Here is a 12994-nt window from a genome sequence, read left to right as displayed (position 1 = left end):
TTTTCAACGCCGTTCGTTACACCCGTTGGCACCAGTCTCCAGAATTAATCACAGCAGTAAGACGGCTGTGATCTTGATAGAGATAAATCCACGCACGGCCAAATGGGGTTTCGATCGTTTCACGGCGATATTCGATGGGAATATCTTCTAAAAGATCGAGCTTTGCTAGTGTCAGCTCATCCACTCGATATACCTCACCGACTATCGATTGCTGTCCCTGAGCCAAGCCAGGATATGGACCTAGATCATACAGCGTATAGTCAGCTGGCGTGTAGAACGATCCTAACATTTCGCTTGTCTCAAGCAGATGCGCATTACTTTCACCACGGCGTAATGTGCCGTAGACAAAAACCAGATGTTGCATATGACTGTCCCTAGTTAAATTCAAACTGATACAAAAGATCCACCGCGCTATCTAAACCGGATACCGCTTCAACGTACAAATCCCTCATCAAGCGGTAACGCACGGTAAATTCGCCCACCGAGCTGAAAATACCAACACCATATTTCACTTGTAGCCCCGGTAAAATATAGCCGCTTACCGTCACTTGTGAATCATCACCGGAACCGGCCGTATCCAATTGCAGATCTTGCACACCGAAGGCTTGACCAATTTCGCCCACCACCTTACCGCTTTGTGCCAAGCTCAAACCAATCAGTGCAGTGGTCATCGCATTGCCACCCGCCTCGCCATCAATATTCTGACCACGAAGTAGGTAAGAAAGTGCATTGGCTTGTGGCATCGCGGGTTCTGAAAAAATGGAGACTGCGGGTTCATCGGCAGAGCCGGTCACTTTTACCCCTGCAATCACGCCATCTTGTGTGTTATCTGGGTTGCGCACCGCTTTAATCGAAACATAAGGTTGATCAACCGGTCCATTCATTAAAATTTTGCCTTCTTGGATCAGCAAATCTTGTCCAAAGGATCGATACGAACCATTTTGGATATTTACTTCTCCAGTAATAAAAGGGCCTTTATCCTTTTGCGCCACATTGAGGCGGCCAATCAAGCCGCCTTGCAAACCAAAGGCACTGAGCCGGAAATCATCACCAATCGAGATGTTTACATTCGTTTCAACGTTAAATGGCATGGCGCTTTGCTCGCTCACAGGCTGTAAAGCAGCGTCCAATATCACTTGATCTTTGGAGACACCAATCGCGCTCGGAGGCAACTCTTCTACCACGATACGTCCCCAAGGTAGGTTAATATTCCCTGTCACAGTGGCCAGTTGAGGTTCTAGTGTGATGCTCATGTCTGGGATAACTTGAATCTTGACGATAGGCGGCAGATCCACCAATAGCTCATCGGCCAACACGCGCAGGTTGGCACGCCACTGCTCCATTTTCTGCCAGTCGGCATCCCCCTTGATACTCAACTCGCCATCCGCAGTTTGAATCGCTGCATTGAGCAAGGCTTGGTAACCATTAAAGTCCATCGCCACTCGGCCCGAGGTAACATCCAGCGGCGAAATATCGCCTTTGACGACAATGTCATCCACCACCACGCTGCCCATCACTTTCGGGTGCAACATCGGCCCACTGAAGGCAAGTTGACTGCTAATCTTCGATTTCGCTTGGCTATAATCCCCAAGCAGCGGCTGTAAAAAATCAATATTAAAGGTGGAAAGCGTTAATGCGCCATCCATCATTTTTTCTTTTGCCATTAGATCTGCAATGGTTATTTGCCCCGACAGATCGCCATTATCGGTCACATCCACTAGCCAACGAGCAAACAGCTTGTTCTGTTCAAGCGTACTTTCAATAGTGACGCTATCCCAACCTAAAGTAATGGCTTGGTCGATGTGCTGCGTGACTGCACCTTGGCTTAAGCTGAGTGACACTTTCGCTTGAGGCGCAGTATTGGGCGCCCATTGAGCTGTGAGACTGACATCGGCTTGGCCTTTAAGTTGAGTCTCTTGCGGTAAAAACATTGCGATTTGCTGAAAATCAAAATGGTTGAGAGAAAGCTCGGCCGCGCCACTTTGCCCCACAGTCGCATCTTTATCTAAGCAGAGCGATGCTCCCTCTTGCTGCCAACAATGCGCGGCAATCGTAGCTTGTTGTTTCTCGATATTAACCACAACAGGTGTCGCTTGGTTTAATAGCCACGGCCCTTGTTCTGTGGACAGTTGTACTCGTTCCAGCGCACCTTGCCACTGCATCGTCGGCTTATCTTCAAAAGATCCGCTGATCGCCAAGCTGGTTGAAATCAGATTTGAAATGACGTCTAAGCTCAGTTGATGCTGCGCCTGCGTACCTGAAAAACGCAAGTCCACACTATCAACTAACTGCTGCTGGTAGCTCAACTGGCTCGCCTGCAATTTCACTTCGGCTTGTGGCACAGGAAGTGGCGTAACATCACCAGTTAAAGTCACCTGCTTTAAGGTCGCTTGTTGCTGCCAAGCAAGATCATTTGCATTGAGGCGCAGCTTGATTTGCGGCTGCTGCAAATCACCACGCAGATAAATATCGCCAATCACTTTGCCGTGCAAATCAGGAACACTTTTCACCAGATCCGCAAAATCAACCGATAAGCCCATACGCCACTCTTTATCCAGCTCACCTTTGGCCGTAATCTGGTTGGGTCCATGGGCTAACGTTAAGCCGCTGGTCGACACAGTAAAAGCGCCTTTCCCTGTCATATCTGATGCGTTTAATTGACCTTCAATATTCAGTGGGTAGCCACGCAACACACCCTCAATATCCAAAATAGGCAGCGCAACGTTCCAACCGCCCTGCTCGGTAAGCTCACCCGTAGTTTCGAGCTTACCGCTGATCACGCCTTCGGCTTGCGGCCACTGTAATCCCGGCTGAATCTGTTCTAAATTCAGCGCCGCTTGCCAGTGAATTGGGGCTTGCCAGTTGGCCATCACTTGACCAGCAATTTGCCCCCCTAAGGTGTCGATGAGCAAAGAATCTAAGTTGATTTGCTGTAAAGTACCTTTACCAGCCACATCCAGCGTCACATCGGGCAGATCTTTACCTTGCAGTTGACCATTGAGCGCCACGCTATATCCGTCGAGTGAGCCTTGAGTTTTTAAGCTCGGCACGCGAACAAAATAGTCTCCTTGCCCAATCAATGGCCACTGTGCTTGAACATCATCCAACGAAATATCAAACGGGATCTCAGGTTGCAGTAGCGCCAATTGCACATTTAAGTTTGCTTGCGCAAGCCCGCCCAATTTCGCGTTGAGCGTTAAATCACCCAAGCTACCCGAAGCCTCTAGCGCCAGTGTTTGCCCCTGAGCTTCGGCCATTTTGAGCGTGCTTTTTAAAGAGAGATTGAGCGGATAGTCTCCCTTCAACTGCGCATCAGCTTTTAGGTTGGCAATCAATTGTGGCAGCTCAAGCTCAAGTGATTTTAATGAAACACTGCTCTGATAAGCATTGGCGACCAAACCAAGATGCTTGACAACCAAAGGCTCAGCTTGCTGAAGAGTAAACTGGTTGATATCAAAACGCTCCACTTCCAATTGCAGCGGAATGATCACCTCTTGCAAGGTGATGGGCGTTTTCACCGCAGGTGCCGCCGTCGATGATACGGTTGTGGATGGAGTGGATTTGGATTGTGCGCTTGAGGCTGAATCGACATCTTCATTGCTCGCAAGCTTCAGTTGAATATCGCTCCAACTGGTTTTGCCAATCCGTAAGCGATTACCTTGAAATGAGGCATGGGTAGAAAATTGCTTCCATGCCAGCGTATTACCCAAAATATCCAACTGAATATCATTGAGCTCCACACGGCCAACCTTAATTGGCACCGGTGTAGAGATTGACGTAATGGGATCAGAGGCAGACGAAGGCTCACCTTGCGTCGAAGGGGGAAGCTCTGGCAGTGCCAGCCTTAATCCACTGATCGCAAGTTCATTTAAGCAAATTGAAGGCTCCAATAAGCAGCTAGCACTTATGGCTAATGTCACGCGCTGCACATCGAGATCGAGCTTTAATGCTTCATCGGAAAAGGTGACTTGGTTGAGCGTGAAACGTGGAAAAATGGCACCTTGAGCACTGGCAACCTGCAGTTGTGGCAGCGCTTTTTGCGCTCCCCACAATAGGCCGTTAAGCCCTGTATTGGTAAACAACAAGGCTGCGAGTGCAATAAATACCGCGCCCAACAAGGTGAATAAAATCGCCGATGCCCATTTGGTTATCTTCAACATCACTTTGGTCATAGTTCAGGCCCCAAGGTGAAATGCAGCTGAAATTCATCGCCGGGATTGGCGTCAAGCCCCCATGCAAAATCTAAGCGGATCGGTCCAACCGGAGAAGCCCAGCGAATCCCGGCTCCCACACCAGTTTTCCAATCCGGCGAGTCATTAAAGGCATCGCCGTAATCGACAAACAGTGCGCCCCACCAATTTCCAACCAAGCGATATTGATACTCCAACGAACTGGTGGCGATGTATTTGGCCCCAGTCAGTGCGCCGCTGGCATCTTTAGGTGAGATAGATTGATAGCTATACCCTCGCAAATTGTTATCGCCACCAGCAAAGAAGCGCAGAGAAGGCGAGAGTTTGTCAAACTCTTCACTGAAGTTTGCGCCGCCGTCTAAACGCAATAAACCACGATGGTTTTGCCCAGCGCTGCGTATCCAAGCCGTGCCCGCCAACAACCGCACCACACGCGTTTCAGAGACGAAATTTGGATCGCCATACTCAAGTGTGATGCTTTGTTTATCGCCCCACATCGGCATTGAACCACCACGAACACGCGTACGAGAATAGGTCGCTCCCGGTAATACAAACTGGCCGACATCGCTTTGCAAACCTTGTTCGTAGTTTTCTATCAAATAACGAACGAATAGGGTTCGATGCCAACCACCATCACGCAGCCAGTGGCGTTCAAACGATAAGTTAGACTCCAAACTCTTCGTATCACGGTTATCGACATTCTTCATTCCATACTGAATTCGATAATATTCACGCCGCACATCTTCTAGCGGTATTTTGTAGCCAGCGGTAATGGTCTGCTCTGGGGCAGAAAGGGAAAAACTGCTATCAAAACTGTGGCCGAGGCTGTTAACCCAAGGTTTCTTCCACTTGAATGAACCACGCACTCCCACATCCGTTGAGTAACCTAAACCGGTTTCAAGCTGATTTCGAGCTTGCGGTGCAAGGGAAACCTTCATCGGCAGTTCGCGACCGTTCTCCAGTTGGCTAAGATCGGGTTCAACAAAAACAGAGGAAAACCAATCGGTATTGGATAAGTTTTGGTTATATTCCCCTACCTTGGAAACAAGGTAAGGATCATTGGTTTTATAGGGCTGAAGTGAGCGAACTCGCTGATCTTCAATTTGGCTGCCAGTAATGAGCGAGGGACCAAAATGGTAACGAATACCACTGTTAAAATGAAGGCGTACGAAAGCTTCATTCAACTCTGGCGCAACTTCCAAACGGCTTAATTCAAAATTCCCGTTAAAATAACCTTTTTGCAACGCTAAGTTACGGATACCCGATTTCAAAGCATCGTACTGGCCATGGTTAACCGCCGCGCCCACTTTAAGGGCATTGCGGTTAATGAGATTGGCAAAATCAGCATCAGATTCAGCTTCCCCGCTGATCACCACATCCATCTCTTTAATGGTTGTTAGCGGTCCAGGATTGATATTGACCATCAGCTCTTGCTCATCGCTCACCACCACAAACTCAAATTGAGGATGGTAGTAACCCAGCGCGACAAGCGCTTCCGTCATGCTTTTCTCTAAACGAGATTGAAAACGAAGATGCGTTGAATAGTCGCTCTCTGGAATCGACGATAAATAGGCTTCAACGTTGTTTTCTAATTCACCCTCTAAACCATTAATGGTTAACGCCACCTTGGCATACGCCGAAGTGGAAATAAGTAGCATCGTGAATAGAACTGGTAATGATTTTCGTCTCATGCTTAATTAAAGGAACAGTTGAGTAAACAGATCGTTAATGGATGGAAATCATACCGCCAATAGCAAGCTCCGTCTGTATGAAATCAGTCAATTATTCGGGCTGAATGTGAAACAGTGGCTCAACAACAATAAATAAAGCCAAAAATCGGTACACAAAAGGAAAGCTCATGCTCAATAAACAAACAATGGTCAGCGCACAAACAGCACTGAAAGGACGAGAAACCCCTATGTCAGTGGAGGAAATTCATTACGTTAACCACAGCAACATCACTGAGCAGCCTAATGAGCATCAGCAACAAATAGTGATTGGTATGGGCTGTTTTTGGGGCGCTGAACGCTTATTTTGGCAACTCGATGGTGTGGTGTCGACTTCAGTAGGCTATGCCGGCGGCTTTACCCCAAACCCAACTTACGAAGAAGTATGCAGTGGTGAAACTGGCCATACTGAAGTGGTACGCGTAATCTTTGATCCACAGCGCTTGCCATTAGAAAAGCTATTAAGTCATTTTTGGGAAAAGCACGATCCGACCCAAGGCATGCGTCAAGGTAACGATAAAGGCACTCAGTATCGCTCCGCCATCTATACCTATTCAGAGCAGCAACAGCAAATAGCACAAGCCTCAAAGCAGCGATACCAGCAGGCGTTGTCAGCCAGTCAACGAGCCTTAATTACCACCGAAATTGCACCCGCTGGTCCTTACTACTACGCCGAAAGCTATCATCAACAATATTTAGCTAAAAATCCGAATGGTTATTGTGGGTTAGGAGGAACAGGCATCTGCTTCCCACCCCAGCTCAGCGAATAATGCGTGTAGAATTGAGGCTTTGTTAGCATTTTGTTAACCGCTTAATGGCCTCTTTTCGTGGTTTTATTGATTCTATGCTATACCTTTGTTGCTCAACTAAAAGGGACCCCTACAATGAAAAGTAAACGAGTGATCGCCATTCTAATGGCCTGCTGTCCAGCGCTTGCCATGGCACACAACATTACCCAAGGTCAGCAAGTTGCTGATGTTTCAGTGGAAAAATATGGTGAAATCATCCTACAAGATGATAAAACGGCCTTTCAAACTTGGGATACCAGCCAACTGCTAGGCAAAGTGCGCGTCATTCAAGCCATTGCTGGTCGCAGCAGTGCTAAAGCGTTAAATGCACCATTGATGGCCGCCATTACGGCCGCACAATTTCCCGCAGAAAGTTATCAAACCACCTCGATCATCAACCAAGATGATGCGATTTGGGGCACAGGATCGTTTGTCAAATCTTCCGCTCAAGACAGCAAGAAAGAGTTTCCGTGGTCTTCCATGGTGCTAGATGAAGCGGGAAATGTAGCCAAAGCGTGGGATTTAAAAGAGGAATCATCAGCGATCATCGTTCAAGACAAGCAAGGTAACGTACTGTTTGTTAAGGAAGGTACATTGAGTGATGAGGAAATTCAAACGGTTTTAGGCTTGATCAAACAGAATTTATAATAACCTTAGGTGGCCGATAACACGGCTGCCTTTGCTAAACATATCGTGGTGAAAGGTGCTTTTATAAAAATAAGAGTACGCTTTATTCTCACAATATTGTTATATTATAACAATTATCATTTTACTACTGTATTGGTTTGATGTTTACCCGTCTACGTTGCCCCCATTACCGAGCTCAAAGCATTGCATTATGTGCCATGCTGCTGATGCTATGGTTGAATGTCGCTTATGTAGATCATTACCTCGATACTAATCCTGCGCATCACGCGCAGCATCATTGCCAACTTTTTTCTGGCTTTCAAAATGGTCTAAGCAGTGCGCTGCCTATCCTTCCTGCCGTTAGTGGCTGCGAAATTCGATCATCAGTAGAGAAAACTCAACGTCGCCCCTCAGTTCATTACGCTTATCTTGCTCGCTCGCCTCCTCACTTTTAGACGTCTTATCTAGTTATTTATGATTTGTTACCCAAAGCCAACGCGCTAAGGGCTATTTTGATGTTTAAAAGGAATCACCCAATGTTTATCCAACGTAAACTCGCTCTCTCTATCGGCCTAATTTTAAGCACGCCAGCACTTGCAAATGAAGAGTTTCGCCAACATGAGGCTCATGTACATGGCCACGTCGAGTTCAATATTGCTCAAGATGGGCAAGATTTACTGATTGAAATCACCGCCCCCGGCGCTGATGTAGTCGGCTTTGAACATGCACCACAAAATGATGAACAACAACAGCGCTTAAATAAAGTCCTTGAACAGTTCAGCCACGCCGATGGCATTTTCCAACTGCCCGCTCCGGCCAAGTGTCATTTAGAAGAAAGTCGTATCGCGCATACGTTAAATGGTGAGCACCACGACCACGACCACGACCACGACCACGACCACGACCACGACCACGACCACGACCACGACCACGACCACGACCACGACCATCATGAAAAACATGATGATAAACATCAAGATAAAGATGCTCAACACGCACACCATGACCATAAAAAAGATGTGCATGATGAAGGCGAGCATAGTGGTCACGGTGAATTCACGATTCAGTACCAATATCACTGCGATAACATGCCGCAATTGCAGTACCTCGACACGCAATGGTTTAACTTGTTCCCAAATACCCAAACAATCTCTGCCAATGTACTGACAGACAAAGCACAATCTGCCTCTGAGTTGAAAACAAACAGCACTCGCATTACGTTTTAAGGCGTATAAGCAACAACCTAGAGTAAGCACACACTTACTCTAGGTTCATTGTCGTTAAAGGAATTCACAATGAGTGATTTGCATATTCTATCGCTGACGTCTGTCATTGAATTGAAAGAGGTCGAATTTCGTTGGCCGAATAGCTCACAACCAGCCTTATCTATCCAAGATCTTTGTGTAAAACGTGGAGAGCACCTTTTTATTAAAGGGCCAAGTGGTTGTGGCAAATCGACCTTACTGAGCTTACTGACTGGGATCAACCAAGCACAACGAGGGGAGGTCTCTATTTTAGGCACCAACCTGTCGACGTTAACTTCCCGTCAACGGGATCGTTTTCGAGCCGATCACATTGGCTACATTTTCCAACAATTTAATTTATTGCCTTATCTCTCAGTGATTGAAAACGTTACGCTACCTTGCCATTTTTCCAGCACTCGCAAGCAGAATGTTGCAGGCGATCTGATTGAGAAAGCAAAACAGTTACTCACTCGCTTACATCTTGCACCTGAACTACTGACTAAACCGGTTATCGAACTGAGTATTGGCCAGCAGCAGCGTGTCGCGGCGGCGAGAGCACTGATTGGAGAACCCAAGCTGATCATCGCCGATGAGCCAACCTCTGCGCTGGATCACGACAATCGACTCGCGTTTATCGAACTGCTATTGGAAGAGACGAATCGGGCAGGTTCAACACTGGTGTTTGTGAGCCACGATCCCACCTTAGAAGCTTTATTTGACCGCGCAGTTTATCTCCCTCAATTGAATCAGGCAGGAGTGACAGCATGAATGTAATTACCAATCTGGCGTGGAAAAGCGTACTTAACCGCAAAACCACAGCGCTACTCTCCATTCTGACGGTTGCCATTTCAGTCATTCTGTTAATGGGGGTTGAACGCATTCGAACTCAAGCCAAAGAGAGCTTTGCCAACACCATTTCAGGGACGGATCTAATCGTCGGTGGCCGCTCTGGACAAGTCAACTTGCTGCTCTATTCGGTATTTAGAATTGGTAATGCCACCAATAATATCGACTGGAAAAGCTACCAAGCCTTCAGTGAGCATCGCAGCGTCAAGTGGGCGATCCCCATTTCCTTGGGTGACTCACACCAAGGGTTTCGCGTTATGGGCACCAATCACCATTATTTCGAGCATTTCAAATATGGAAGTAAGCAACCACTCACCTTCTCTCAAGGCACTGATTTTCATGGTTTATTTGAAACGGTATTGGGTTCAGATGTCGCCGAAACCTTAGGTTACCATATTGGCAGTGACATCATTATTGCGCATGGGATCAGCGATGTGGGTTTTAGCCGCCACGACAACCTCCCCTTTAAAGTGGTGGGCATTTTAGCGCCAACGGGAACGCCCGTAGACAAAACGGTGCATGTCTCATTAGAAGCGATTGAAGCCATTCACGTGGGTTGGGAATCGGGTGCGCATTTAGGCAATTCACCATCCAAAGAGCAGCTTGAACAACACAACTTCCAACCCAAGCAGATCACCGCCATGTTGATCGGTTTAAAATCGAGAATTCAAACCTTTGCACTGCAACGTGAAATCAATAACTATCGCCAAGAACCCTTGAGCGCCATTATGCCCGGCGTCGCTCTGCAAGAACTGTGGGGTATGATGTCGATAGCAGAACAAGCTTTAATGGCGGTGTCGGTATTTGTGGTGGCAGCCGGGTTACTTGGTATGCTCAGCAGCTTACTGACAAGCTTGCAGGAAAGACGCCGTGAAATGGCGATTCTGCGCGCCATGGGCGCACAACCTAAACATATTTTTGCTCTGCTTATCAGCGAAGCGACGACGCTGACCTTTATTGGCATCTGCGTTGGATTAGCGGGGTTATATTCACTGCTCGCACTGGCGCAACCTTTTATTGCGCAGCATTATGGAATTCAAATCACACTCAGCACCTTAAGCAGCTATGAGTGGCAATTATTAGCTTATGTACAACTGGCTGGCATTATTATTGGTGTTATCCCAGCTCTACGCGCCTATAGACAATCACTTAGCGATGGAATGACCATTCGAATTTAGGACTTAACGATGAAAAAACTACTGCTTATCAGCACGCTGCTGCTATCAGGCTTGTTACCGATGTACGCACAGAGTAATGAACAAGTACTGACGCTCGATTGGATCGATCTGATCCCCGAGAACGAACGTAACCAATTCAACGCCGATGGCATGCCAGCATTGAACCATGATGGCGAAATGACGGCTGCACAATCAAAAATCGGCGGAGTTAGAAAAGAGCTCAATGGCAGCGTGGTCAAAATACCCGGCTTTGTGATCCCACTGGAAGGTGACGCCAATAACGTTACTGAGTTTCTACTGGTGCCCTACTTTGGCGCATGCATTCACGTGCCGCCACCGCCACCAAATCAAATTATTTATGTGAAATATCCGCAAGGTGCTCCAATCCAGCAGCTCTGGGATGTAATTTATCTAATTGGGACACTGAAAACCGAAAGTGTTAGCCACGATCTGGCCGAAACAGCGTATGTGATCGAAGGCACTGCGATCGAAGAATACGACGACATGTAGTTAACAAAATAGCAACCTATTGATTCATCTAAACTAAACGATATATTTAGATAAATACGCTAGCAAAGCGACATATATCAACAATAGTAAAGTAATCGATAGGTGCTTTTTCAGTCTATTTTCTTTCCAACACTTCATAAGCGCCCCACAAATTCCGATAACAATTTTAACAAGTTATTATCATTAGGGATAGCGCAAATTTATGATCTAGAACGAATGTTTTTCCTAGATGGAAAATGCGTTACACGTTACATTTTAATCCATGAATGAAATGGGTGATTGAAGCGGACATAAAATGGCAGATACCAACAACCCTGTAGTGATTGAACATCAAGCCAACTCAGGTCAAAGCCACGAAAAAAAATCGAGCTACATCAAAGACAGTGGTAGTCGCATTTTGAATATTGCTCAATATCACGGCTTAGATGCGCTGCTACAAACGGATCCGCCAGAAAAAACCTCGCTTGATCGCGCCTTATTTAGAGAACAGCAACGTAAAGAGCAGCGACAAAAAAACCTAGAGCAGATCGTCAAACTGGCGCATATCTCTTGTAAAAATGAGACCGCGGGAGAGCCTGATCAAGATTGGTTACACCGTTTTTTCGATATGGCGCAAGACATCCACAACTCTTCGATGCAGCGACTTTGGGCGCAAGTACTCAAACGCGAGGTGACCAACCCCGGTTCAACCTCAATGAAAGCACTGCAAGTATTACAAGACATGACACCAAAAGAGGCGCAGATACTCCAAAAAGCCTCAGCGTTAGCCTGCTGTTTTGGTAGCGATAACAGCCGTAAGCTATTGGTCGGCATTCGTGCTACTAACGGTATTTTTAGTTTAGGGAAGCGCATCAGCACATTTGTCATCAATATGGGTAGTTTCCAATTACCCTATTCGAGCCTGTTAGTACTGATCGAGCTTGGCTTACTGCATGCCACTGAACTGGAATCTGGAGAAATTGAACTTGAACCGGCACTGCTGTTGACCTATCAAGGTAAAAATCTGTCACTGCAATCGATGAGTAAAGGAGTAAGGCTACTCTATTACCGTTTTAGTCCCACTGGCAATGAGCTGTGTAAGCTGCTGGGTAATAAACCAAATATGCAGTACTACGATCAGATGCTGGCAGTGCTTAGCCAGAAATTCACTGTCCACACCGAAGTTGCCAGCAGCTCTTTTCATCACGCCGTCTAGCCTCAAAAATAAAGGGCTCAAACTGATGAGCCCTCTTCTGCATTAGGCGATAATCGCTCGCACTTGCAGCGCTGTTAGGCAAATTTCCACCAGCTCATCAATGCTTTTTTCGCCTGCTGCGAGTTCGATCTCCGGGTTTTGTGGTGGCTCATACTCAGAGTCAATGCCCGTAAAATTACTGATTTCACCAGCGCGCGCTTTTTTATACAGCCCCTTAGGGTCGCGCTGCTCGCACACGTCCAACTTGGTATTGACAAACACTTCGATGAACTCACCTTGTGGCAGCATATCGCGCACTAATTGACGCTCAGCGCGATGCGGTGAAATAAAGGCCGATAACACGATTAACCCAGCATCGGCCATCAGCTTCGCGAGTTCACCAATACGGCGAATATTTTCTCGCCGATCTTGCTCTGAGAACCCAAGGTCGCTGCACAAGCCGTGGCGTACATTATCCCCATCGAGTAAATAGGTGTGATACCCGAGTTGAGCTAAACGCTGTTCCAACGCACCAGCAATGGTTGATTTTCCCGCCCCTGACAACCCCGTAAACCACAATACTGCTGGCTGTTGTTGTTTTAAGTTGGCGCGGAACGACTTATCCACCGTATGCTGATGCCAGACAACATTTTCATCTTTATTGGCCAAATTCGTACTCATTACTCAATCCTTTGTTGCCTCAAACTAGC

The 12994-nt window shown here is 46.9% G+C and carries 12 protein-coding genes; 8 read left to right on the top strand and 4 right to left on the bottom strand.

The genetic code is table 11. The features are described 5' to 3' along the window. Positions 1-16: 16 nt before the first annotated feature. Genes AACT42_RS20940 through tamA form a run of 3 tightly spaced genes read right to left on the bottom strand, consistent with a single transcriptional unit; the run spans position 17 to position 5881 of the window. Positions 17-364 carry a gamma-glutamylcyclotransferase family protein gene (locus AACT42_RS20940; RefSeq protein WP_164996789.1) on the bottom strand — a complete coding sequence of 116 codons (348 nt, stop codon included), beginning with the start codon at positions 362-364 and terminating at the stop codon, positions 17-19. A gap of 10 nt (positions 365-374) precedes the next feature. Beyond that, entirely contained in the window at positions 375-4172 is a 3798-nt protein-coding gene (gene tamB / locus AACT42_RS20935; protein ID WP_094133337.1) for an autotransporter assembly complex protein TamB, read from the bottom strand. Next, positions 4169-5881 carry an autotransporter assembly complex protein TamA gene (tamA, locus tag AACT42_RS20930; protein ID WP_013855954.1) on the bottom strand — a complete coding sequence of 571 codons (1713 nt, stop codon included), beginning with the start codon at positions 5879-5881 and terminating at the stop codon, positions 4169-4171. Before tamA ends, tamB begins: the two co-directional genes overlap by 4 nt. A gap of 167 nt (positions 5882-6048) precedes the next feature. Here tamA and msrA point away from each other — a divergent pair, with 167 nt between their 5' ends. From msrA to AACT42_RS20890, 8 genes are all read left to right on the top strand, one after another. Further along, the gene (gene msrA, locus AACT42_RS20925; RefSeq protein ID WP_088729165.1) at positions 6049-6687 is read left to right on the top strand and encodes a peptide-methionine (S)-S-oxide reductase MsrA; all 639 of its coding nucleotides are present in this window, start codon (positions 6049-6051) and stop codon (positions 6685-6687) included. A 114-nt stretch (positions 6688-6801) separates the two neighbouring features. After that, positions 6802-7353, top strand: coding sequence for a YtfJ family protein (locus AACT42_RS20920; protein WP_094133338.1), 552 nt, complete (start codon positions 6802-6804; stop codon positions 7351-7353). A 140-nt stretch (positions 7354-7493) separates the two neighbouring features. Then, the gene (locus AACT42_RS20915) at positions 7494-7787 is read left to right on the top strand and encodes a DUF2607 family protein (RefSeq protein ID WP_094133339.1); all 294 of its coding nucleotides are present in this window, start codon (positions 7494-7496) and stop codon (positions 7785-7787) included. Between the two features lie 81 nt (positions 7788-7868). After that, positions 7869-8558: a zinc uptake protein ZrgA gene (gene zrgA, locus AACT42_RS20910; protein ID WP_176429065.1), complete on the top strand. Its 690-nt coding sequence runs from the start codon at positions 7869-7871 to the stop codon at positions 8556-8558. A 69-nt stretch (positions 8559-8627) separates the two neighbouring features. Next, positions 8628-9344 (top strand): ABC transporter ATP-binding protein, encoded by a 717-nt coding sequence (locus AACT42_RS20905; RefSeq protein WP_064625924.1) that lies wholly within the window; start codon positions 8628-8630, stop codon positions 9342-9344. Next, complete coding sequence (locus tag AACT42_RS20900) at positions 9341-10600, top strand: ABC transporter permease (RefSeq protein WP_019282537.1); 1260 nt, start codon at positions 9341-9343, stop codon at positions 10598-10600. The genes AACT42_RS20905 and AACT42_RS20900 overlap by 4 nt, the downstream gene beginning before the upstream one ends. Positions 10601-10609: 9 nt before the next feature. Further along, entirely contained in the window at positions 10610-11110 is a 501-nt protein-coding gene (locus AACT42_RS20895) for a DUF3299 domain-containing protein (RefSeq protein WP_013855946.1), read from the top strand. Between the two features lie 295 nt (positions 11111-11405). Then, positions 11406-12305, top strand: a complete 900-nt coding sequence (locus AACT42_RS20890; RefSeq protein WP_013855945.1) for a TIGR03899 family protein — start codon at positions 11406-11408, stop codon at positions 12303-12305. 42 nt (positions 12306-12347) lie between these two features. Here AACT42_RS20890 and cysC read toward each other — a convergent pair whose 3' ends face one another. Next, on the bottom strand, positions 12348-12965 hold the full coding sequence (cysC, locus tag AACT42_RS20885) for an adenylyl-sulfate kinase (protein WP_088729167.1): 618 nt from the start codon (positions 12963-12965) through the stop codon (positions 12348-12350). Positions 12966-12994 lie beyond the last annotated feature (29 nt).

Origin of the sequence: Vibrio sp. V15_P4S5T153, assembly GCF_963874485.1 — a bacterium.
GTDB classification, from domain to species: domain Bacteria; phylum Pseudomonadota; class Gammaproteobacteria; order Enterobacterales; family Vibrionaceae; genus Vibrio; species Vibrio anguillarum.
Note: the sequence above shows the minus strand (reverse complement) of the source record. Positions and strands in the feature narration are given on the sequence as shown.

What these genes read in the sequence shown, in the direction of transcription:
- tamA (WP_013855954.1), bottom strand. Translation starts at nt 5,881, where the DNA reads ATGAGACGAAAATCATTACCAGTTCTATTCACGATGCTACTTATTTCC.
- AACT42_RS20900 (WP_019282537.1), top strand. Translation starts at nt 9,341, where the DNA reads ATGAATGTAATTACCAATCTGGCGTGGAAAAGCGTACTTAACCGCAAA.
- zrgA (WP_176429065.1), top strand. Translation starts at nt 7,869, where the DNA reads ATGTTTATCCAACGTAAACTCGCTCTCTCTATCGGCCTAATTTTAAGC.
- AACT42_RS20895 (WP_013855946.1), top strand. Translation starts at nt 10,610, where the DNA reads ATGAAAAAACTACTGCTTATCAGCACGCTGCTGCTATCAGGCTTGTTA.
- AACT42_RS20905 (WP_064625924.1), top strand. Translation starts at nt 8,628, where the DNA reads ATGAGTGATTTGCATATTCTATCGCTGACGTCTGTCATTGAATTGAAA.
- AACT42_RS20915 (WP_094133339.1), top strand. Translation starts at nt 7,494, where the DNA reads ATGTTTACCCGTCTACGTTGCCCCCATTACCGAGCTCAAAGCATTGCA.
- msrA (WP_088729165.1), top strand. Translation starts at nt 6,049, where the DNA reads ATGCTCAATAAACAAACAATGGTCAGCGCACAAACAGCACTGAAAGGA.
- AACT42_RS20920 (WP_094133338.1), top strand. Translation starts at nt 6,802, where the DNA reads ATGAAAAGTAAACGAGTGATCGCCATTCTAATGGCCTGCTGTCCAGCG.
- tamB (WP_094133337.1), bottom strand. Translation starts at nt 4,172, where the DNA reads ATGACCAAAGTGATGTTGAAGATAACCAAATGGGCATCGGCGATTTTA.
- AACT42_RS20940 (WP_164996789.1), bottom strand. Translation starts at nt 364, where the DNA reads ATGCAACATCTGGTTTTTGTCTACGGCACATTACGCCGTGGTGAAAGT.
- cysC (WP_088729167.1), bottom strand. Translation starts at nt 12,965, where the DNA reads ATGAGTACGAATTTGGCCAATAAAGATGAAAATGTTGTCTGGCATCAG.
- AACT42_RS20890 (WP_013855945.1), top strand. Translation starts at nt 11,406, where the DNA reads ATGGCAGATACCAACAACCCTGTAGTGATTGAACATCAAGCCAACTCA.